At 44.3% G+C, this 24425-nt stretch carries 15 protein-coding genes; 9 read left to right on the top strand and 6 right to left on the bottom strand.

Annotation, left to right across the window (positions count from 1 at the left end):
* Window positions 1-283: 283 nt before the first annotated feature.
* Genes AC07NA_RS07035 through AC07NA_RS07025 form a run of 3 tightly spaced genes read right to left on the bottom strand, consistent with a single transcriptional unit; the run spans window position 284 to window position 5325 of the window.
* Window positions 284-1402, bottom strand: coding sequence for a Gfo/Idh/MocA family protein (locus tag AC07NA_RS07035; RefSeq protein ID WP_494896840.1), 1119 nt, complete (start codon window positions 1400-1402; stop codon window positions 284-286).
* Between the two features lie 15 nt (window positions 1403-1417).
* Window positions 1418-2275, bottom strand: a complete 858-nt coding sequence (locus AC07NA_RS07030; protein WP_494896838.1) for a sugar phosphate isomerase/epimerase family protein — start codon at window positions 2273-2275, stop codon at window positions 1418-1420.
* A gap of 20 nt (window positions 2276-2295) precedes the next feature.
* Window positions 2296-5325 (bottom strand): PVC-type heme-binding CxxCH protein, encoded by a 3030-nt coding sequence (locus tag AC07NA_RS07025; protein ID WP_494896836.1) that lies wholly within the window; start codon window positions 5323-5325, stop codon window positions 2296-2298.
* Between the two features lie 133 nt (window positions 5326-5458).
* On the opposite strand from AC07NA_RS07025, the gene AC07NA_RS07020 reads away from it, so the two are divergent.
* Window positions 5459-6361 (top strand): AraC family transcriptional regulator, encoded by a 903-nt coding sequence (locus AC07NA_RS07020; protein ID WP_494896834.1) that lies wholly within the window; start codon window positions 5459-5461, stop codon window positions 6359-6361.
* Between the two features lie 12 nt (window positions 6362-6373).
* On the opposite strand, the gene AC07NA_RS07015 is transcribed toward AC07NA_RS07020, so the two are convergent.
* Complete coding sequence (locus AC07NA_RS07015; protein WP_494896832.1) at window positions 6374-6778, bottom strand: DUF6805 domain-containing protein; 405 nt, start codon at window positions 6776-6778, stop codon at window positions 6374-6376.
* 114 nt (window positions 6779-6892) lie between these two features.
* On the opposite strand from AC07NA_RS07015, the gene AC07NA_RS07010 reads away from it, so the two are divergent.
* The 8 genes from AC07NA_RS07010 (at window position 6893) to AC07NA_RS06975 (ending at window position 20272) form a co-directional block, all read left to right on the top strand.
* The gene (locus AC07NA_RS07010) at window positions 6893-7462 is read left to right on the top strand and encodes an RNA polymerase sigma factor (RefSeq protein WP_494896830.1); all 570 of its coding nucleotides are present in this window, start codon (window positions 6893-6895) and stop codon (window positions 7460-7462) included.
* Between the two features lie 80 nt (window positions 7463-7542).
* On the top strand, window positions 7543-8565 hold the full coding sequence (locus AC07NA_RS07005; RefSeq protein ID WP_494896828.1) for a FecR family protein: 1023 nt from the start codon (window positions 7543-7545) through the stop codon (window positions 8563-8565).
* A 110-nt stretch (window positions 8566-8675) separates the two neighbouring features.
* Entirely contained in the window at window positions 8676-12119 is a 3444-nt protein-coding gene (locus AC07NA_RS07000; RefSeq protein ID WP_494896826.1) for a SusC/RagA family TonB-linked outer membrane protein, read from the top strand.
* A gap of 13 nt (window positions 12120-12132) precedes the next feature.
* Window positions 12133-13626, top strand: a complete 1494-nt coding sequence (locus AC07NA_RS06995) for a SusD/RagB family nutrient-binding outer membrane lipoprotein (protein ID WP_494896824.1) — start codon at window positions 12133-12135, stop codon at window positions 13624-13626.
* 35 nt (window positions 13627-13661) lie between these two features.
* Window positions 13662-15161: a DUF5689 domain-containing protein gene (locus AC07NA_RS06990; RefSeq protein WP_494896822.1), complete on the top strand. Its 1500-nt coding sequence runs from the start codon at window positions 13662-13664 to the stop codon at window positions 15159-15161.
* 105 nt (window positions 15162-15266) lie between these two features.
* Window positions 15267-16673 carry a calcineurin-like phosphoesterase C-terminal domain-containing protein gene (locus AC07NA_RS06985; protein WP_494896820.1) on the top strand — a complete coding sequence of 469 codons (1407 nt, stop codon included), beginning with the start codon at window positions 15267-15269 and terminating at the stop codon, window positions 16671-16673.
* A gap of 318 nt (window positions 16674-16991) precedes the next feature.
* Window positions 16992-19088: an LruC domain-containing protein gene (locus tag AC07NA_RS06980; protein ID WP_494896818.1), complete on the top strand. Its 2097-nt coding sequence runs from the start codon at window positions 16992-16994 to the stop codon at window positions 19086-19088.
* 254 nt (window positions 19089-19342) lie between these two features.
* Entirely contained in the window at window positions 19343-20272 is a 930-nt protein-coding gene (locus tag AC07NA_RS06975; protein ID WP_494896816.1) for a rhodanese-like domain-containing protein, read from the top strand.
* Window positions 20273-20485: 213 nt separating this feature from the next.
* On the opposite strand, the gene AC07NA_RS06970 is transcribed toward AC07NA_RS06975, so the two are convergent.
* Window positions 20486-22615 carry a GH92 family glycosyl hydrolase gene (locus AC07NA_RS06970; RefSeq protein WP_494896814.1) on the bottom strand — a complete coding sequence of 710 codons (2130 nt, stop codon included), beginning with the start codon at window positions 22613-22615 and terminating at the stop codon, window positions 20486-20488.
* A gap of 105 nt (window positions 22616-22720) precedes the next feature.
* On the bottom strand, window positions 22721-24415 hold the full coding sequence (locus tag AC07NA_RS06965) for a RagB/SusD family nutrient uptake outer membrane protein (protein WP_494896812.1): 1695 nt from the start codon (window positions 24413-24415) through the stop codon (window positions 22721-22723).
* Window positions 24416-24425: the final 10 nt, after the last annotated feature.

Below are 24425 nucleotides of genomic sequence, written 5' to 3'. Positions count from 1 at the left end.
TATACTAAAAACAAGCTGTACGCTTAGTAGATTAAAAACTACGAATGGAAGAAAAGTGATTTGATCAGCGTAATTTAAGGGCATTAAAGATACATATACCAACTAAATTTTATAGTGTTGATCTTTCAACGTTTTTTAGATATAATCTCGATTTTGGCAACAGTACCATCATCAAATAACTGATTATGATTTAACAGTGTATTTCAATTAATCAATCTCAAAACAAATGATCAAAAACTTGTTTGTCTTTTATCTTTTCCATGAAAAAAAGTTCACCTACCAATCAGTCTTTATTAAAAGTAAAATCGGGTAGATAGCGTTTTTCGCCGCCATTCATGGCCGAGTCGTGTGCTAAAATACCCACACAGGTGATGTTTGCCGATTGCGCTGCATTTGGATATGGCTGCCTGCCTTGCAGCAGCGCGCTTACAAATTCATTAACGAGATGCGGGTGTGAGCCGCCATGGCCCGAGCCTTGGATAAACGACAAGTGTGTTTCTCCATCTTCGCCATAAACACCTTGTGTAGTAAAGCCCTGGATCTCTTTAGGCAGTAAATGGGCATAATCGGGTATCTTCACTCTTTCAGGTGTTTCCCCGGTATGTATCACGCTTTCTTCATGCTCAACCAGTGTCCACTCGAATGTTTTTTTTGAGCCATACACATCAAAGCTCTCGCGATATTGCCTTGCGGTGTTAAATAACGAACGTGTAACTTCTGCCGACAAATCCGAATCTTTCAATTTTATGTGGCAGCTTTCTATAGCGAACGGCGAACCATATTTGGGGATCAATTCTTCACTAATTCGTCCCGAACCAAAACATGATACGTATTCAGCCTCTGCTTTTGGCAATGCCAATACGGGGCTTACGCAGTGCGTGGCATAATACATAGGCGGCAAGCCTTCCCAGTAGCCCGGCCAGCCAGCCATTTCCTGCTGGTGCGAACCGCGGAGGAACTGGATCTTTCCTAATTCGCCCTTTTCATAAAGCTCCTTTATAAAGAGAAACTCCCGGCTATACACTACGGTTTCCATCATCATATATGTGAGGCCTGTTTCGTGCACCGCTTCTATAATTTGGCGGCATTCGTCAACAGTGGTTGCCATGGGTACGGTACAAGCTACGTGCTTTCCGGCACGCAAAGCGGCAATCGCCTGTTCAGCGTGACTTTGTATAGGGGTGTTGATATGTACCGCGTGTACTTCCGGATCTTTCAATAATTCCGCATAGCTGGTGTAGCGTTTATTTATACCGAAAGCCTCTCCTATTTCGTTCAGCTTATCTTCGTTTCGCTGGCAAATGGCATACATATTGGCATTAGGGTGTTTCTGGTATATCGGGATGAACTCGGCGCCAAAACCCAGGCCTACAATTGCTACGTTGATCTTTTTCTCGCTCATGTTTGTATTTGATTATTATTTGAAAACCTCTTTTAAAAATCGCAGACCATTATTGGCAAACTCATCCTGACTGGCAGCCAATGGTTTCCATATACACACCGCACCTGCTAATTCCTTTACTTCGGGGGTGAAACTTTCTATCGAAATAATACCCTTATAGCCTATTTGTTGTAACCCGGCTTTGTAAGCGGCCCAATTAGTTTGCCCTGTACCGGGGGTGCCACGATAGTTTTCGGATACCTGGAGATGGATTAGTTTATCGCCCGCCGCAATAATGGCGGCCTCCACATCTGGCTCCTCAATACTCATGTGAAAACCGTCTAAAGCGATGTTGGCGGCAGGGTGACTGATATCACCGATAAGCCTCAACGCATCGGCAGCAGTATTGATCATGTCCGATTCAAAACGGTTCAGAGGTTCAATACCCAGTTTTAAACCCCTGGTTTCGGCCATATTACAAACCACGGTGAGATTTTCAACAGCCCTGCCCCACTCTATTTTACGCTGCTCGGGCGATGCTAAACGCGCCTTGCCAACCGCCGAATACATTGGCCCTGCAAAAAAAGGCACATCAAGCTGATTACAGATCTCTAAACAGGCTTCTATATAGTTAAAAGCCTTTTGATGATATGCCGTATCATCATGGGTAAGATCACGTTCCGGACCGAACGCGCCGCAGATTACCGCCTTTAAGTCGTTTTCTTTTAAAGCTTTTTTTATTAACGCGGTGTCAATAAGCGCCGGATCTTCTACCGGTATTTCTACCACATCGTACCCCATCGCTTTTATTTTACTAAACAACGCGATGGTATCATTACAAAATGGCGATGCCCACAACCACGTGCTAACACCAAATGTTACCTTTAAATCCATGTGTTTTTATTATGGGCTTTTTATTTAATCACTTTTAATAATCCGTTCATAATACGCCAGTGGCCCGGAAAGGTACACAGGTAAGGGTATGAGCCGGGTTGTTCGGGCGCGATGAATTCTATGGTTACCTTTTGCTGTGGATTAAGCAATGCCGATGATTTAAGTACCTCCGGTATTTCGGGTACATAGTTCTTATCGGCCCCCTTAGGGTCACGGGCCAGCTCGTCGGCAGCATTGCCAACTATATTGGTGGTACCGGGTTTTATCAGCACCCAGTTATGTTGCATAAAGTCGGGGTTTTCAAAATTGAGGATAATCTTCTGCCCGGCTTTTACGGTAAGCAGTTTTTTATCAAATTGCATCACATGCTCCACTACCTTTAAATTGATAGTAACCGGCGGTAGTCCTGATTTTGATTTTTCGGTAATTGCACCAGTGTTGAATTTTCCTGTTTGTTCGAGAGCGTCGTGTATGCTTTTATTAAGTGTACCACCGGCCTGAGCACTTTTCCCGGAGTATGCCGCTAAATAACCTACTTTATGTTTTATTGCCGCTGCCTGCAAGGCTTTGCTTATCCATTCGTCCTTACTATTATTCTCATTATTAGCTTCATCATATATTATGGTACCGATATTATTATCGGCCGAATGATCGGCCAGTACCAATATGGCAGCTACACGCACACGGGCATCGGTATCATTTAAAATATTCGCCTTAATAATTTCTTTCAAAGCGGCATCTGATAATGGCAAAACCTGTACAGCCGCCTTTCGTACAGCGGCGGCCGGGTGCTGTAAAGCCCCGAAAACCGCTTGCATAACCTGCGGATTGCTGCCATCTATAGCGCCAAATCCTTTCAACACCCACAAAGCGTGAACGGCAGCACCAGACAGGCCCACTTCATCCTGCTTTTTACTGTTTATGATATTGATAAGCGCGGGTATAGCAGCAGCATTCTTTCCTTCAACAAGTAGCCGCTGCGCCGTCATCCGCCAAAACATGTTATCGCTTTCAAGCGCTGCTATTAAACCCGGAATATCATTTTTGGATAATTTTATTGGGGTGTAGCTTTTGCCGTTTTTATATACGATGCGGTAAATACGTCCTTTATCATGATCACGCAGCGGGTTGATATAAGCATTCCCCTTCCCGTTCTCAAAGCCACGCGGTGTTGGGTTGTGCTGAATAATAAAATCGTACCAATCGGCTACCCAAACGGCGCCATCGGGCCCCACTTCGGCTTGTACGGGGCCAACCCATTCATCGGCACTGGCCAAAAGGTTCCAGCCATCTGTTTCGGTAAAACCGGCTCCATTTTGTTTCAATATGGCCTGGTGCACTACACGCCCTGTTGGTTCGCAAACAAAGGCTATTCGGTTCCAGTAATTTTTGGGGTAATTGCGTGCCGTGTAGAGGTTATGGCCTGCCGCCGCGGTAAAGCCGCCAAAAACATCAACCTGGCGAAGGTTAGGAAATACAACGTGCATATCATAATGCCCGTCGAGCTTTTTAACCGATTGAAAATCCCTTTTCTGGCCTGCATCTTCACTAACATAACGCGCGGGCAAGCCTAAAAAGGCACTATGTGTATTATTGGCAGTGGAGATAAATACATCATTCTCTTCTGAAAAACCCAGTCCCCAGGTGTTATTGCTGGTTCGTCCTAAAAATTCAAGCTGTTTACCATCGGGCGTAAAATTATAAACCCCTTGTCCAAACTTCATTTGCTTGCCGCCAATAGCGCCATCGAAACCTGCATAACCAAGTACCCCCCATATCTTATTATCGAAACCGTATTTTAAGTTTGATGGCCCGGCATGGGTATCGCTTTTGCCCCAGCCCGTTATGATACTTTCCCGCACATCAGCCTTATCATCACCATCGGTATCTTTAAGAAAGATGAAATTAGGCGCCTGCGCTACAATTATGCCGCCATTAGCAAATACAATACTGGTAGGTATATTCAGCTTATCGGCAAAAATGGTGAACTTATCGGCCTTTCCATCGCCATCAGTATCTTCACATATTTTTATACGATCTTGCCCGGTACCGTTATCTGTTCGTACTTCGTTAGGGTAATCAATGGTTTCAATCACCCATAAACGCCCTTTCTCGTCCCATGCCATTGCAATAGGATTAATTATATCGGGTTCGGCCGCGAAAAGCTCAACCTTAAAGTCAACCGGTACCTGAATCAGCTTTTGCGATTCGGCAGGCGAAAAAGGTGCCTGAAACTTTGGTGCCGGATCTCTTTTTTCATAATTAGGAATGTCGGCCGCTGTGTAGGTGCCCTGCGGAACCTGTAACGCGTTTACCTGTTTGTTAACCTTATCGCCCAAAGCCCACAGTAGTCCGTTTTTCACCAGCGTTAAAAATCCCTTATTAGTCCAGGTGCTATCATTGTGCCCGTAAGCTGTGTAAAACACGCGCCCAATGCCTTGTTTACGTACCCAGGTATATGGTTCATGATGATCACCATCCACCCTTTCGGTAAGTACCGTTTTATCGGGGTTTATTTTATCGTGAACATAAGTTTCATCCCAGGTTTCAAAAGCGGGTACATCTTTCATCACCGGGTGCTTGCTATTTACTATTACAGCCGGGAATTTGCCGGTTGTATGCGTTTTAAATTGCCCCCCTACTGCCTGTACATACCAGTTTGAATTACGGAAACAAAATGAAGCGCAATGCAATGGCACCAGGCCTTTCCCACCTTCAACAAATGCCCGGAGAGCGCTTTCTTCGGCTTTACCAATGGTGTCGTAATTAGCGTAGATCACCAACGCGTCGTACTTTGCCAGGTTTTCGGTGTTCAGATCGGTAAGCTCATCGGTGTAGGTTATATTGATCCCACTTTTAAAAACCGCCGAAGCCAGCATTGGCGCGTATTTATATGAATCGTGGTGTTTCGACGCGTGCCCGAGAAATAGTACCTCGGCACGGCGAGGCGCTGCATCTGATATTTGCGCTGTACTTTTATGAATTTTGCTTGAACAACTGCACACAACTATTAAGATGACTCCCGAAATGAGCCGGTTGATTGATTTCATAAATGTTTATAATTATTGGCAGAACAATTATCCAAATTATTAATGAAGCTTCATTGCTGATTTTTGCCCAAAAAAGACTATATTATATCATTTTGTTGTATGCAAGATGATTGTGCTATCCTATTTTTGATATATGAGAAGCATAGTAAAGAAAAGCCCTATACCTAAAAGCAAATCTTTTGTTATACAACACCTGCAATCGCATTATTTCGATCCGCATATACACTCGCACCCTGAATATCAGTTGTTTTATGTGGTGGAAGGGCGCGGCACACGCTTTATAGGCGATAATATAAAATCATTTAACGAAGGTGACATTGTATTTACCGGACCCAATTTACCACACCTTTGGCGCAGCGATAAGGAGTATTTTGACACGAAAACAGCATTGCAAACCAGCGGAATAGTGCTTTATATGAATGAGCATTTTTTGGCCGATTCCATTGGAAATGAAGAATTTGAAAAATTAAAAAGCTTATTCGACAGATCGTTAATGGGCATTGAGGTTACCGGGGCAACAAACGCGAAACTAAAGGAAATGCTAAAGGCCCTTTTACAAATGAAGGGCCTCAACAGTATTATCCAATTATTGAACATATTAAACCTGATGGCCGACTCGCCCGATTGCATACTGCTCACCCAAACGCCTCTTTCGGCCACGCCAAACGATAAAACAAGCACCCGGATGAACAGCATATACGAATTTGTAATGCATAATTTTAAAAGCAATATCACCCTTGCATCTGCCGCCGACCTTGTAAGCATGACCCCTACCTCATTCAGCAGGTTCTTTAAATCGCGCGTTAACAAATCGTTTTCAGATTTTGTGAAAGACGTAAGAATTGACCACGCCTGCAAACTTTTGGTTGATGAAAATATCCCCATCAGTCAAATCGCTTTTGAAATAGGCTACCCTACACTATCCAACTTTAATAAACAGTTTAAAGTGTTAAAAGGCGAAACACCGTTTGATTACCGCAAAAAATACAGGGAAATAAATAGCGGGTTCGTAAGGGAATTACATGCCGCCTTATGAATCCTGTTCAAATCAACGCAGCAAACGTACATCATGAATTGCTGCTGTAGTGTTACCCGGTAAAGGGACAAACTTAATCGTCAATTCCTTCAGGTTCTTTAACTGTTCGGGCAGATCATATTCAACTACACTAAATTGTTCCTGATCATTTCCGGATGGTGTTATCCGCCCTAAAAGCTGATCGTTGGCAAATACGTCAAAGTCTTTACCCTTATCTTTAGCGTAAAAAGTAATGGCCAGTGTTTTCACCTGTGGAGAATTTCTGAGCGTATAACCGAAATACCCTGCCGATCTGCGCCAGTGCAAATTTCCAAAACTGCCCATTTCAGACATGCTTTCGAAAAGTTTATGATCGTTCTCCGGTTGCTGTTCTCCCGGCGATACCTGGTCTTCGGTGGAAGCAATTTCTCGAAACAACAGGCTGGAAGGGTGAAAAGCATTCCTATTAATTCAACACATTTTGTTTAAATAGCTTCGTTAACATTATGCTAACATTGCAAAGCTACTTTTGGTGCCAAACTAAAAACTGGCATGTACCTGTCACTTACAGATGAAGCCCTGCTGGGCCTTTTAAAGCAAAATGATACCGTAGCGCTTAAAACTATTTTTAACCGCTACTATAAAGCTTTATGCCAGTTTTGTACGGTATATACTAAAGATCATTTTGTTGCCGAAGAGATCGTATCCGGTTTATTTATTAAACTTTGGGATAATAAGCACGATGTAGCCATACTGCACCTTAAACACTATCTGTTCGTGTCGGCAAAAAACCTTTCGCTCAATCATATCCAAAAAAAGAAAGACCCGGTACAATCTATCGAAGATATTGAACTGAAAAACCATATCCTCCAGGATCGTGATACGCCTTATAATATTCTTTCGGGCCGCGAATCATACAATAGCATCCTCGCCGTAATTGATACGCTGCCCAACAGCCAAAGACAGGTATTGTTAATGAGCCGCGTTGATAACCTGGATAAATACGAAATAGCCCGCATTATGGGCATATCCGTTCGTACGGTTGAAACTACCCTTTACCAATCTATTAAAAGGCTTCGCGATATCTTAAAAGATCACCCTAATTTCAGTATTGGTAGTTAATTATTTCTTAATATAAAGGTAACAAACTTCGTTACGTATCCTTTACGCAAAATCTGTCTTTAGGTACAGAGGCAGATGTAATGGAAGATAAATACTATAGCTTAATTATTGAATATTTTGAAAAGACCATCAGCAATGAGGGCTTAACGCAATTGCGCGAATGGATAGACCTTAGCGCCGAAAACCTGGCGCAGTTTACCGAAACGATAGAAATTCTCGAAGCATCAAAGGCTTATTTTAAGCAGCCCGAAATGATGACGGCAAGCTGGGCCGCTATTGAGCAACACATTGGCCAAAGTAATAATGAACCCGAAAAGAAAGCACCCCGCAAATTACAGTGGCTGGCTTACGCGGCTGCATGCCTTATATTCTGCGGATTGGGTTGGCTGGGTTACACACAATTTTTTAAGATTTCCGAAAGCGATTATACCATAGTTACTACCACAGAGGGTAAACAAAAAAAGATCCAACTGCCCGATGGTTCAATAGTTTACCTGGGTGGCGGCAGTACGCTCAAATACATTAAAAACTTTAGCGGTAGCGAACGCGGGATAGACCTGAAAGGTGAAGCTTTTTTTAATGTGGTGCACCAGGTTAAACGCCCCTTTATTGTAAAAAGCGGTACTATAAGTACAGTGGTATTAGGTACGTCGTTCAATGTTAACGCTTACCCGCGCGATAAAAAAGTTACCATAATGGTGGAGAGCGGCAAGGTTGGCGTTATGGCCAATTTACACGGAAAACAGCAGCTGGTAAAATACCTCGTTAAAAACGAACAGGTACAAATTGATATCAAAACAGGCTTATACACCAGCAGTACCCAGGATGACGGAGCCGCAAGCGCCTGGACACGTAACGAACTTATATTTTACAATACCCGCTTCAGCGAAATAGCCACGGCAGTAGAGCATCAATACGGTATTAAAATAGAATTTACCGACCCTGATATGGGCAAAATAAAGTTGACCGCGAAATTTAAAAACAAGCCTTTAACCGAAGTGATGGAAACATTGAGCTTGCTATCGGGGCTTGCGTACACGCAAAAAGGGAATCATTTATTTATATCAAACAACGATCAAAAAGGAGGCCGTATTATGAAATAGCATTTACCTGCTTAATATAAAACAAGGGCTCCGGCGTTGCTGGTAACAACTCCGGGGCCTGAGATGAAACATTTATACTCACGATTAATAAGAATAAATTAAGTAAACTTATGAAAAAGTTATGGTTGTTAACCATACTGTTTTTTTTAATATTGCCATTTGGCAATACAGGAGCCAGAGCGCAAACAGTAAACAAAAAGATCCCATTCGGGGCAGAAGGCATTACGCTTAAGAGCGCCTTTCAGCAAATAGAAAAATTAGGCGGAGTATCAATAAGTTACAACAACTCCGTATTGGATGACAGCCGCAAAGTAACCATCAGCAAGGCAGACCGTACCCTGGCCGAAACCCTGAATTTGCTTTTAAAAGGGACAAATTTCACCTTCAATCAGTCGGGTAACGATATTGTTATTGTGCCCCGTGCCAAGGGAAAAGGCCGCATTACCGGTAAAATAACCGATGATACAGGTGAATTACTGCCCGGCGCTACGGTAAAAATAGTATCTGCCGGGGTAACAGTAGCCAGTAATGCCGACGGTACATTTTCCATGTCGGTTGATGCAGGAACTTACACGCTTGAAGTGGGCTTTATATCATACGCCAATACACAGCAGGAAGTAACGGTTAACGCTAATTCGGTAACTACGGTAAATATCGCTTTAAGTCCGTCATCAAGCAGCCTTAAAGAGGTTGTGGTAACTGCTTTGGGTATAAAGCGCGAACAAAAATCATTGGGATATGCTGCCACTGTGGTAAAAGGCGAGCAGCTAACCAGCGCATTATCAGGCAACTGGACAGACGCTTTATCGGGTAAGGTGGCAGGTTTAAACCTGATCCGCTCGAATAGCGGCCCCGCCGGTTCAAACAAGATCATCTTAAGGGGCGAGAATAACCTTACCGGCGACAACGAAGCGCTGATAGTAGTGGATGGCGTGGTGATTAACCAGGGCAGCGGCAGGCGTACATCAAACTCAGGCGAATCTGCCTATGGTACCAGCAGTGATAACATGCCTGCCGATTATGGCAGCAACCTGAATGATATAAATCCCGAGGATATTGAGAACGTAACAGTGCTGAAAGGCCCCGGCGCGTCGGCATTATACGGTCAGCGCGGAGCTAATGGTGCCATTATCATCACTACAAAATCGGGCACAAAACGGAACGGCATTGGCATCACCCTAAACTCAAACATGTCTTTTGAGGAAGTTAACCGCTGGCCCGATCTGCAATATGAATACGGCCAGGGTACCGCCGGTTCCAGATATTACTCCTATGGCGCAGGCCCTGATGGTGCAAGCACCAGCGCGACCAGTTCTGCCTACGGACCGAAGTTCGACGGGCAAATGTTTTATCAGCTTGATCCGCTTACGCAAAAACAAAGCACTGTACGTACGCCATGGGTACCTTATAAAAACCAGATCCGCGACTTTTTCGAAACCGGGCAAACCTATACCAACTCCATAAGCGTTGATGGTGGTACCGATAAAACAAGCGCGCGCTTTTCGGCAACCAACGTTACTAATCACTGGATAACGCCTAACACCGGCTATACCCGTAACAGCGTTGCCTTATCGGTAAACTCAAAAATAAACGATAAGCTTACCATCAGTTCAAAGGTAAACTACAATAATAAAAACAGCGATAACTTACCCGGCGCAGGTTACGGTAACCAATCGTTAATGTACTGGTTCATATTTTGGCAGCCCAATGCCGATCTTAACTGGCTGAAAGATTACTGGAGAATTGGTCAAAAAGACCGTCAGATATTTTTCCCTTTCAGCAGTTTCCCTGAAAACCCTTACGCGGTATCTAACGAGTTTATTAACCGCTCAAACCGTAACTCGGTAACCGGTAACATACAGGCCAATTATGCCATAACTAAAGAGCTGAGCCTGCAAGTTCGCGCAACATTGGATATGGGTTACGAGCAGCGCGCGCAGGAACGCCCGTTCGATGCAGGTACAAAATACCCTAAAGGATCGTTCCGTACACAAAATATCTATTCAGAAGAAAAAGGTGCCGATTTCTTGTTGAAGTACGATAAAAAGATCAATAAAGACTTCAACATTACCGCAACCGCAGGTGGTAGCATGCTGCGCAATAATTACAACCGTGATGAGGTACGTGCCGACTCGTTATTATATCCAGGTGTTTACACCATGGCTAATAATGCCGGTCCGCTGGTTACCGCGCCGTATAAATCAAAATACTCACTTAACAGCTTTTACGGCTTACTCTCAACCAGCTTTAAAGATTATTTATACCTCGATCTTACCGCCCGTAACGACTGGGTGAGTACACTGGCAACCGCCACCCGTACAGACCAGGTAGGTTTCTTTTACCCATCGGCCAGTTTGAGTTTCCTGGCATCCGAAGCATTTAAAATGCCGGAGGCTATTGATTATTCAAAATTCAGGGTATCATTTGCCGGTGTGGGTAGCGGTACTACAACCCCATACCAAACCACGTTTAACTATGTTACGGCAGGCAGCACCTATTCAGGTGGCTTGCAAAACCCGCGTATCCTGTCAAACCCCGATCTGAAACCTTTGCGCACCATCACGCTGGAGGTTGGTACCGAGATGCGTTTCTTTAAAAACCGCTTAGGTTTTGATGTGGCGCTTTACACAGGTAATACCAAAAATCAGATCATTAACCGTACGGTAGATCAATCGTCGGGTTATAGCCAGGCGGTTATCAACGTAGGGCGTGTAAACAATAAAGGTATTGAGGTAGCGGTAAACGGCTCGCCCGTACGTAATCCACGCGGTTTTGAGTGGACGATCAACGGTACTTTCGCGGCCAACCGCAACACCATTAAAGAACTGGCCGATAGCTCGGTAGTGTTGCGCACCGGCCCAACAGGGGGCGGCCAAATTGTAGCGAGAGTTGGCGGCAGCATGGGCGATATGTATGGCCGGGGCTATCAGCGTTCGCCTGACGGACAGATCGTTTACGATGCCGCCACAGGTTTTGCCAAACTTGCCGATGACCTGGTTTATCTGGGTAACACCATGCCTAAATTTAAAACCAGCATGGGCCACGATTTCAGGTACAAACAGTTCCATTTAAGTGTATTATTTGATGCCCAGTTTGGCGCTGTATCCTATTCGCTATCAAACTATAAACTGGCCGAACAGGGTAAAACCAAAATCACCTTACCGGGCAGGTATAACGGTATAATTGGCGATGGTGTGATTCGAAATGCTGATGGTACCTATCGCCCTAATGATGTAATAGCATCAGATATTGACGGGTACTACCGCTCGCACTATGGTATTGATAATGCTGAGGGCAATACCTTCTCTACCAACTTCATCAAGTTCCGCGAAGCGAGGTTTGATTATACCATTAATTCGGGCTTTACCAAAAAACTGGGTATACAACGTGCTACCATCGGTGTATACGGGCGCGATCTGTTCATCTGGTCGAAATGGCCGGCATTTGATCCTGAGTTTGGTACGCTGGCAGGTACTGATATTGTGCAGGGCTTTGAAGTGGCGCAATTTCCATCTACCCGCACATTTGGTTTCAACTTAGTGATCGGCCTTTAATAATTCTGCAAAAATGAAAAAGAAGATATATGTAATACTTGCCATGATCTCGCTGTTAAGCACCGTCATGGTATCGTGTAAAAAAGATTTTATCGAAACAAATACCGATCCTAACGGAACCCCGTACGCTTTGCCGCAGCAATTGCTGGCGCCGGCCCTGGTGAATACGGTAAGTACCAATATGCTGCGCAGCCGTACATTCAATAACGAGCTGATGCAGGTAACTGTAGATCCGGGCGATTCGGAAGGCAAGGTGTTCAGGTATGATGTAAAACGCAGCTGGGCCGATTATACGTGGAATGCCTGGTATACGCAGTTAACCAATTTTAAGGATATCTATACCGTAGCCAGTCAGCCGCTTAATTACAACAAAACGTACATGGGTATCTCGCTGATATGCCAGTCGTGGATCTATTCGATGCTTACCGATACTTATGGCGATGTGCCTTATTTTCAATCGAACCAGGGCAGGGATAAAAACTTTACGCCGCCGTTTGATAAGCAGCAGGATATTTACACCGATATTTTCAGCAAGCTGGAGGCTGCGGATACGCTGTTGAACGCGTCGGCAAATGTACCCGGCGGCAGCGACCCTATATTTAGGGGCGACGCTTTGAAATGGCGCAAATTTGGTAACTCATTGTACCTGCGTTTATTAATGCGTGTTTCGGGCAAGGCAGAACTATCAGCAGCTTGCATCGCCAAAATAAAGGAGATTATAGAAACCAATCCAGCTGACTACCCAATAATGGCCAATAATACTGATGCCGCGGTACTACGCTGGACGGGTGTGGCGCCGCTTTCGTCGCCGTTTATTGGCGGTGTGCGCGAGCAGGATTGGAGACAGCCGGGCATAGCGGAGTTCTTTATCAATAACCTGAGCCAATGGGCCGATCCGCGTTTGACCACCAATCGCTGGTCTATTGGTACTTACCAGGGCGGTTTCGCGGGCATACCAAGCGGTTACGCGCCGGGCCAGGCTCCCGAAAAGAAATCATACTTCCTGTCAACCACATCAGCAACCACCTTAATGAGCGAGCCGTTGATGGGTAACATCATGAATTATTCGGAGTTGCAGTTCATTTTGGCAGAGGCGGCCGCTAAAGGCTGGCTTACCGCCACGCCTGCCGAAACCTATTACAAAAATGGTGTGCAAAGCGGTATCACCTTTTGGATACCATTGTACAGTACACCGATAGATACCTATTTGGCCGGTGCCGATATTGTATGGGATAACAACGCCCCTTTGGATGAAAAAATGGAAATGATACACGTACAGAAGTACTATTCCATGTTTTGGACAGATTTTCAGCAATGGTTTGAGTATCGCCGTACAGGGCACCCGGTATTGCCAAAAGGCAACGGCTTAACCAATGGCGGTGTAATGCCGGCACGTTTAACCTACCCGGTTTATGTACAATCTGCCAATGCCGATAACTACAAAAAAGCGGTAGCACAACAAGGCGCGGATGAAATAAGCACCAATGTATGGTGGCAAAAACCATAAACAAGGCTGATCACAAAATTTAGATATTCATTAAAATGAAAATAAAATATTTATATCTGCTGTTAGTTACAGTCATCTTTTTTTCGGCTTGTAAAAAAGATGAATACGCGTCGGGCACGCTGAGCCCCATTATAGCCATTGTCGACCTTAAAGATATTTACAAAGGCGGCGATGTGGTTTTAACCCCCGGCAATATGGGCGGCGCAAAAGAGATAGTGGGCGTTGTTATAGCTAACCCGGCAGGAGGTAACGTGCCTGCGGGCTTACTGGTGGTGCAAAACAACCGCCGTAACGCCATCCGTGGTATTGCTATTGCCCTGGGCGAAAGCGCGTCGGCATACAATCCCGGCGATTCGGTTATTATACAGGTTGACGGTGCTACTTTAACCCGCGTGAACGGAAGCATGCGCCTAACCGGCATAACCGCGGCCGCGGTTACAAAGGTTGATACAGGTAAAACCATAAGGGTGCAGGCCGTACCTGCCAATACATTGCTGGCATTCCCTGATAATTACGAGAGCACACTGGTTACCATCAGTAAAGCCATCACTGTTCCGGAACCAACCGCTGGCGAAACTTATGCGGGTGATAAACTTATTAACGATGGCTTTGGCGACCTTACTTTACATACCGAAGCGACGGCTGTCTTTGCATCGGCAGAGCTGCCTGCAAGCGCCAACTTTACAGGTATTCCCTTTATTTCAAATACAGGCGGTGCAAGCAAAGTGCAGATATGGCCACGTGTGCTTGACGACGCTTTCCCACTGCCGCTGATTAAGCCATCGCCGGTAATTATTACGGGGTATCTTACCAATCCGGCCGGTTCTGATGCCAATTACGAGTACATACAGTTGATGGCTACAGCCGATGTTGATTTCGCGGCAACTAACTTTTCAATTGTAACTTGTAATAACGCGGGTACCAACCCGGCACCGGCAAACGGCTGGGCCGAAGGACTGGCACGTACCTACAAGTTCAATATTACAGCAGGCAAGGTTACCAAAGGCCAATTCTTTTACGTTGGCGCTAACAAAAACATTTATGGCGCAGGCTCAACCGACATCAGCAACGCCAATTGGATAGTGAGCAAAATGTACAGCAATGAGCCCGGTGCCGATTTTGGTAATTTAACCACAAACTTATTGGCCAACAGCGGTAACGTTGCCGGTATAGCCGTATTTGCAGGTACAACCGTTAACGCGTCAACCGTGCCTTTAGATGTAATTATGTATGGCGGTAACGGTATTGTTTATTCGCCAGGTCCGCCGGAGATAGGCTACCGCATCAATAATACCGATTACTATAGCACCATTAACCCGGTTACACGCTTAACGCAGGGCTTTTATGGCGGCGGTACCAATACCTCTAAACTGCCTTTACCTGCCGATGGTAATTTTGTGCAGCTGGGCGGTGTGTACGATGCCGCTACCGGCAGATGGGTGGCCGGCCGTACGGTTACCAGTGTGCCGTTAACAGATAAGTCGCTATTGAGTAGCATTGAAACAGGCTTAAGCTTTACCAGATTGAATAACTAATAAACTATGGCCGGTTAAAACTGCCGGCCATACTATTTTTATACTGATTACTATTCTGTTATTTCCGTAAGGAGAAGAACAGGATATTGAAAAACAAACGAGAGGATGAATAGAAGATCATTTTTACAAAACGCCGGTTTGCTTACAGGCGGCGCTTTTATAGCGCTTAACAGCAAGGCCTTCGCATTTGCAGAAGAGGGCGTAAAAGGCAGGGTTACCGATGGCAAAAAGGGCATAAAAGGTGTTGTTATATCCGATGGGTTTTCGGTAGTAGTTACCGATGCCAACGGCGATTATCGCATAACACCTAATGCTAACGCGAAAAGCATATTTATGAGCACGCCTGCCGGTTACGAGTTTAAAACCGACTATAATATTGCCCGCCATTACCAGGACCTGGGCAGCAACGCTCAATTCGGTTTTAAGTTACAGGCATTGAAAGGGAATGATGCTAAGCACCATTTTATTATCTGGGCTGATCCGCAGGTGAAGAATAAGAAAGATGTAAAGCAGATGATGGAAACATCTGTACCTGATACTATTGAAACCATCAGATCATTAGGGAAAGATGCCATTGTACACGGTATTTGCGTAGGCGATATCGTATGGGACGCGCACAATCTTTTCCCAGATTATAATGCTGCCGTAGCTAAAATGGGGATCCCCTTCTTCCAAGCTATAGGCAATCATGATATGGACTACCGCATGGGCGGCGATGAAACTTCGGACGTTACCTTTAAAAAAGTATATGGCCCTACCTATTACTCATTTAACAGGGGAAAGGCACACTACGTGGTACTTGATGACGTGCGCTACCTGGGCACCGAGCGCGAGTACGATGGTTATATCACCGAAGATCAGCTGGCCTGGCTGAAAAAGGATCTTGAATATGTAACCAAAGACCAGTTACTCATTATTAACCTGCATATCCCGGTATATAACCAGGTTAAAAACAACAAGGATTTTTACGCGGTATTAGCAGGCTTCAAGAATGTGCACATCATGTCGGGCCATACACATTACCATGCAAATAACATTACCAATGGCATTTTTGAGCATAACCACGGTACGGTTTGCGGTGCCTGGTGGACAGGGCCTATCTGCATTGACGGTACGCCGCGCGGGTATGCCGTATACGAGGTAAATGGAACCGATTTGAAATGGTATTATAAATCAACCGGTTTGCCAAAAGAGAATCAGATCAGTATCAATACAGAAAAACTAACCGACCAGACACGTCTCATCGCCAACGTATGGAATTACGACCCGGCATGGAAGGTAGAATACTTTTTAGATGGCAAAGCGATGGGCACTTTATCAAGGGAAACAGGTTTCGATCCATTAGCGGTAACCCTGTACAAGGGAGATACCCTACCCGAACCACGTCACTTTGTTGAACCAAATGAAACAGATCATTTATTTGTAGCCCATTTCGGGCCATCGGTAAAAAAAGTAAAGGTGGTAGCTACTGACAGGTTCGGAAATAGGTATACGAACGAAAAGGAGATATAGCATACACACTTAAATAGTATTGTACTTACTTTATTAACATAAATGCCCGGCAAAGAATGTCCGGGCATTTATGTTATATGGTAACAAATTCACTTACATACCCTCTCAATATTACAGATAAACCAGGAATCAAGCTTTGTGATCCGATTCAGCAACGAGATGCTTTTTTGTGGAATAAATTCCCGTTTGTGAGATATTATTCCACTTTCATAAAATACCCTATCTTTTTAATTGCCTATACAAAGCCTGAAAAAGCCTTTTTAAAAAAGGGCATTGGTTTTGTTGTGATGGGGCGAACATAAATCGCTATCACATCTGATGAAAAAAATTACTTGTGGCCTATTCCTGGTCGGCCTTACTGTATTGGTTGCCTGTAAGAAAAACATAACTGATCCCGGCAATAGCACTCCCGAAATATCATCTAACAAAATCGCGCCTGAAGGATTTAATTTTGCTACTTCGCGTGAGGTAAGTTTTAATTTAACACTCAAAGCTACAAACGGCGCCCCATTAAAAGGTATTATAGTGAGCGTTTACAACCCTTCAAATACAGCGGCAAACGCGGCTATATTTAAAGGAGTAACAGATGTTGAAGGTAAACTCTCAGCCAGGATAAGCGTTGCCAGTTCAGTTAATAAAATAATAATTGATCCGGCATACGTGGGTTTATTGCGTTATGCCCATGCCAATATTAACAGCAATAGCGTAACAGCCCTTTTGGGCGGCCCTACCGTGTTTGGTGGCGATATTGTACCTGACGCTGTTGCAAATGGCACGACAAGTGGTCGCTCGGTTTTAAATATGGCATCAACCGGTACTATATTCACTTACCCATCTCCGTATTCATCAACTGCTGACGCGGTGTTAAATACTACTTCAAACCCCTTATATTATGGTGTTCCAAAATATCTTGAACCTACGCCAGATGAAATTGACCCATCATTACTAACTTTTGTAAACGCATCGGTGCCTGAAGGAAAAACTGTGCCAGAAAATCACCCGAAATATCTATCAAACAGCGCGCCTTCTACGCTACGGATCACTACGAAATCAGATATATGGATCACCTTTGTATCTGACGGGGCGGCTAATTATAACAGCCTTGCCTTTTATACTTACGAAACCGGCAAGGCACCAAAAAGCGAGCTGGATATTAAAAACGCCACCTTAATATTCCCCAATGCATCCTCACTTGGCGGCGGCGGTGGGTTAAAGCCGGGCGACAGAGTTAAAATAGGAACTTTTGATGCCGGTACATCCATCGGATTTATTTTGTTAAGTAACTCGTGGACGGGTAGCGGGATAAATACCGAGGTTACAAAATATTACTCGGAAACGAGTTTAAATCCGGAAACTGATGACAATAAGAAAAGGCACAGCGTTGTTTTATATGATGGTATACATAATCTTACCATGGTTGGCTTTGAGGATGTAAGCAGGCAAACCGGTGATAATGATTTTAATGACCTGGTTTTCTATGCCAGATCAAACCCGGCAGCCGGCATAGCTACTACCGGTATGCCTGAAATTGACAGAGGTAATGATTATGATGGCGACGGCGTTCCTGATTCAATAGACGAATATCCTTATAATCCTGAATGGGCTTATACAATGGACTATCCTTCAGCAAACACCTGGTGTACACTGGCATTTGAGGATAACTGGCCCGAAAAAGGTGATTATGATATGAACGACCTGGTTTTAAATTACAGGTATCATTACACAATGAGCTCAAAAAACCGTGCAAGTATGATAGATTGTATTTATTCAATTGTTGCTGTAGGTGCCTCGTTTAAAAATGGGTTTGGCATACAATTTAACGTTCCGGCAGAAAATGTTGGAGAAGTTGCCGGATTTAAAAATAATAGCAAATATTATCAAGTAACAGGCACCGGGGTTGAATCGGGCCAAAGTAAAGCGGTAGTTATTCCGTTTGATAATACGGATGACATCATTACCAACCCGGATAAATCCTATTTTATCAATACAAAAACTGACAAATACAAAACACCCAATAATGATAGCAGGAGAATATCTACTTATTTTTACATAGCACCCGACTATGCTTTGGTAGCTCCTGACAAAATTAACCCTTTCCTGTTCAGTAACGGAAGGCGCGATCATGAAGTGCATTTACCAGGCTTTCCACCAACGGATAAGGCTAATCTAAAACTGTTTGGCGCAGCTGATGATTCCTCAGTACCAACTGCCGGTAAATACTATGTATCAAAAGAAAACTGGCCCTGGGCAATAAATTTTTCAAGCCAGTTTACCTACCCGGTTGAAGGCGTTAAAATAAGCGATGCCTATACGCATTTTCTGGACTGGGCCGGTACAGGTGGTTTAAGTTATTCTGATTGGTACAGCAATTCCATACCCGGCTATCGTAATAACGCTAATTTATATTTGAAATAGCATGCAAAAAAATAAGCTGTCGTTAAAAGGACAGCTTATTTTTGTTTAAGGTGAGTTCCAAATCCGCAAAAATTCGGCAGATATACAATTGCTGAATTTCTTGGTCTGGCTTGCCGCATCGGGTAACGTATGGCAGAAGATGCAATTATTGGGCACTATGTTGCCAACAGCACAAATGTCAGGTCAAAATAAACTTTGGCTGCAAAAACCGACACCGGTGTTAAAATGATTAGCTTTATATTAGCTGATGAAATATGAACACGTTAGTTGAATTAGTACAGGCACATGGGTTATGGGTGGTTTTCCTGATCACGCTGTTGCAGAGCGTTGGCCTGCCGCTTCCTGCATTTGCAGTGCTGATAGTTACAGCCGCTGTTACACCGCCTACCGCTGTGAATATCGCCGTATTGATACTGACGGGATCATTGGGAACTTTAATAGGAGACTTTGTGCTTTATGCCGCGGGTAAGAGATACGGAACCAGCATCCTCGGAAAACTATGCAGAATTTCCATATCACCGGATTCATGTGTTCGAAGTACCGGTGATATTTTTGACCGTTATGGCGCCCCTGCCCTTACGGTTGTAAAATTCATTCCCGGCCTGTCTACTTTGGCTCCTGTAGTTGCAGGTGTTTACGCAATGTCGCTTACTTTATTTGGATTATTCTCTTCCATTGCAGCACTCATTTACCTTGGGGCTGCGGTTTCCCTTGGCACATTTTTCCGCCATGAGATTGGCAGCGTAATAACGGCACTGTCTCATTATGGCAACATTGGTGGCCTGTTTCTGGTTGTATTATTCGGTTTATACCTACTCTCAAAATGGTTCCAGCGTTACCGTCTCATCAGGCAATTTGAAACCGATCGCGTAACCGTAAGTGACCTGATCGAGCTGATAGAACGAACATCCGGCACGGTGATACTTGACGCGCGCCCTGTAGATCAGCGTACCAAAAACGGATTTATTCCGGGTTCGGTTATTGTTGATGAAAGCAACCTGAATGACATAGCCGACCGTTATGCCCACCATAACGAGGTGGTCATTTACTGCTCCTGTCCAAATGAGATTACCGCTGCAAGATATGCTGAGAAACTGCGAAAGATAGGGTTTAAACGTATCAGGCCGCTACTCGGTGGTCTTGACGAATGGGCAAAATCCGGCGGAGAGGTAACTTTCCCTTAGTAATAGTAACAACTAATCGTCCGTAAATTTCTAATCAGGAAACAAGAAGGTTCAGTTAAGTGAAAAAGGAACAGGTGAGCGTTCTGAATTTCACTTCATGTTCCTTTATCATTTATCAGAAAATTGGCACCTTGACAATTTTTTGCAGACCGGCATCCCGGTTGCCAGCCAGTAAAACCCACATTTACCATTAATATTCGATATCAAAAACCACTAATTAGTTTCTATTATTAACTGTTTCCCTTTTTTCAGATCTTCATCGGCAACAAAGTAGTCCTTTATACTTTTACCGCTGCTCGTAACGCTGCTGATGTTGTTCCCTGTTCCTTTTTTAATTATAGAAAAGGTGGTATTGGTTGACGGCAGCTTAATATCTATCCGGTTAAAAAGGGGTACCGAAACAATGTATTTTGGGTCGGCGGGTGAGAAAGGATAAAAACCCATGGCATTAAAAACATACCACGACGACATTTCACCCGCGTCATCCATACCGGCATAGGCCAGCTTTTCTTTACCCATATCGTAAAAATGGTTCATAATGCTATCCAGCACCACCTGCGATTTCTGCTGTTTATTCACAAAATAATACATGAACGGAAAGCTATGGTCGGGCTGGTTACCGTGGCAGTACTGGCCAATAAAGCCTGATATATTTTCGGCTTCGTAACCTTTCCATGGTACCGAGAACAATGAATCGAGCTTTTGTTCAAAGGCAACTTTATTGGGGTAAAGGCTTATCAAACCATTGGGGTCATGCGGAGCGAAGAACGATGATTGCCAGGCGTTCGCTTCCCGGTACATGTATTCAAAATAAGGATAATCGGGTTTAAAGTTCTTTACCCAATCACCATTTGCCAAACGGCCACGCATAAAACCTGTTAATGGGTCGAACACGTTTTTATAATTGCCGGTTTTGCTCATCAGCATTGTATAATTGGCCGTATCGTTCAGCGCTTTGGCCAAAAGGGCTACCGCGTAATCATCATAAGCATATTCTAAAGTTTTGGTCACCGCGGCCTTAGTTACGGTGTTGGTAACCGGGTTGGGCACATCAAGCTCGGCGATGTAGCCTTTGGTATTAAATTCGGTGATAAAGGGCCTGGTTCCTCCTTCTACAGTGGCGTTTCTTAACAATAAATTATAGGCGCTTTTTACGTCATAGTCTTTCAAGCCCCTTAAATACGACCCGGCAATAAAAGCCGACGCGTGATCACCATGGAAAAAGGTGGGCATAAAACCTTTTTTCTCGCCCTTATCAATCAGCGATTTTATTACGTCATTGGTCACTTTTGGTGAAAGCAAACCTAAAAGGACTAATTTATTACGGTAATCATCCCATAAAGATGGCTCGGTATAATAATTAAAACCTTTGTTAACCACCTTGCCGCTCATGTCGGTAAAATCGCAGTTGGCATCGCTACGTAAGGCGGGCCATAAAAACGAGCGGTACAGGCACGAGTAAAATATACCTTTTTGTCTTTCGGTACCGCCGCTTATAGTGATCTTACTGAGCAGATCAGTCCATGTCGCGGTCGCTTCTTTACGCACCTGGGCAAAGTTTTTACCCAACATCTCTTTTTCGAGATTAGCCTTCGCATTTTTTACACTTACGTAGGAGAAGCCAATTTGAAGTTCGAGCGGCTTGTCGGCATCAACAAAACTAAGCACCGGTACAACTTTCGTCTCCTGCTTAAGCGAGTCGATATTTTTTATCTGATGATTGGCAACAGCATAAAAATAGATCTTCTCGCCACCTTGCTGAAAACCTGTAAACACATTTGCCCCTTCCTGTTTAATATCCCATGCCCTTACACGCTCGTTGGCCATTGCCAAATCGGCGATAAGCTTTTTACCCTTGTTCTGTTTAAATGTATACTTATGAAAGGCACAACGCAGTGTTGAGGTTAACTCGGCATTAATATGATAACGTTCAAGATAAACCTGGTAATAACCGGGGTGGGCCGATTCATTTTTGTGGCTATAGGCCGATTTATAATCATCGGCAGTGAACGCGCCATTGGCAGGCATTAAGGGCACATTACATAAGTTCCAGTGCCCTTTGCTGGTATGGATAAACCCATAGATAACGGTATCTTCATACTGATAGCCCGAGCCGCTGTGAAATTTAGTTATCGGGCTCAATTGCACCATAGCGTTCGGTACTGACGAACCCGGAAAAACTTCGGCTCCCCAAACCCGGCGTGTAGGTGTAAACCCTGCATCCTTAGCATCCCATAACGTGGCCGTGCCCAATAGCGGATTTACATAATCAACCAACGGCTTTTGTGCATGCACAGTTAATGCCAATAAAAACAAAACAGTAAATATTGCGCCTTTTTTCATAGTAGGTAATTTCAGAAGATGATTTGATAAAGTAAGATAAAGTGAGCTGTTTAGCTCACTTTATCTTCAAGCGGATAATAAGTAACCTTCAACGGTTACGCTTTATTACCAGCCGGGGTTTTGGGTAAGATTTGGGTCGGTTTGTAAACTCTCTGTTGGTATAGGCCACAAGTAATGCTTGGCAGGATTAAAAGTGCGCACTACAAGTTTCAAAAACGCGGTATTACCGGCAGCGAACTTAGCGCCGCGTACCTCGTTACCCGGCGGGTGGTTAAGCACGGTTTCGGCAATTTTCCAACGTTTAATATCGTCGTAACGTAATGATTCGAATGCCAGCTCGCTCCTTCTTTCGTTTCTCACCTGGTCAATCATAGTCATGGTGGTATTACCCGGATAATTTAAGGCAACACTTTTGGTAAACCCTGCGCGCTCACGCAATTTTTTAATGGTATTATTCCAAACGGTCGCATCCATTTGGCCCTGCATGGCTTTCGCTTCAGCCTCCATCAATAATACTTCGGCCCATCTTTGTATAATGATGTTTTCGCCGTAGTTGAAGGTGCCGTTATCGGCTGTAGGGTCAAAATATTTGCGCCAGTAATAACCCGAAGTGGTAGCTGTAGGGCCTGCTTCATTCTTTTTATTAGAAGCATCGGGCGCTGTGCCCGGTTTAATATAAATGATCTGTGAGTTGCCCAGGTTGTTTACCCAAACATATTTATCATACACAACGGTATAACCCAAACGCGGATCTCTGTTGGCATACGGGGCATTATCAACATCATACCCCGAACCGGCTTCAAATATGTTCTTGCCGTCTAAAGTAAGAAAGCTCTCTACCAGGTCTTGCGTTGGCACCAGGTTATTATTTGTAGCAGCGGTAGCGTTTGGCCCGGTATAAAATGGTCCAAAATCGGCCCAGTCTGTCCACCTGCGATCTTTCGGCTGGTAACCAAGATCTGATATGATCTCCGAATTATATTTATTAGTTGCCGAAAATATATCAGGAAAAGAGGCTTGTAACGAATAATTACCGTTCACCGATTGGTTGTTCATTAAATCCTCGCAAACTGCCGAGCACTCGGCCCAGCGGGCATTGTATAATAATACCCTTGCCTTCATAGCCTTGGCAGCCCCTTTGGTGATACGGCCTTTATCCGCGGCAGCAAAATCTTCCTTTTTTGGCAGATCGGCAGCGGCTGCGTCCAGTTCAGTAAGTATAAAGGTTACTACCTCAGCCTTTGGTGTTTTGGGCGTTACTTTTGCTTCTTCGGGTGTTTGCACTTTGGTAATCAAAGGTACGTCTCCAAAAAAGTTGGTCAGCCTGAAATATGCGTGGGCACGCAGGTAACGGGCCTCGGCTTTCATGCGGGTTATCAGCGCGGCACCAAGGGTAGTGTTCTTGTCTACATTCTCTAAAAACAAGTTACACGACCTGATATTGGTATAATAGCTTGCCCACTCATACTTAACGCGGTTAATGCCGGGGTTAAAGTTGGCATCGCTGCCGCTTGATATTTGTGTAGGCGTACCTACGTTCACATCCAGCGGGCAAAACGCGTTATCTGAAAGCGCTTCATTATAAAAATACGCCTGCGAGGCGCTGCTTGAGCCTCCAAAGCCACCGCTGATCTGCTGACTGTAGCAGGTAGACAGGGCATTAAAAGCATTGGCATTTACCTGCCAAAAGTTATCATCGGTGTACACATCTTTCCTGCTCACGTCTAATTTTTTACAGCCAAACAACGCGGCTGTAACTAATATGATGATGGTTGTTTTATTTAAATATCTTAAACGCATAATGATTGAT

It is taken from the genome of Mucilaginibacter sp. GW821-FHT07G05, from assembly GCF_059418565.1.
The sequence above is the reverse complement of the archived record's forward strand: the minus strand, read 5'-3'. Positions and strand labels throughout refer to the sequence as shown.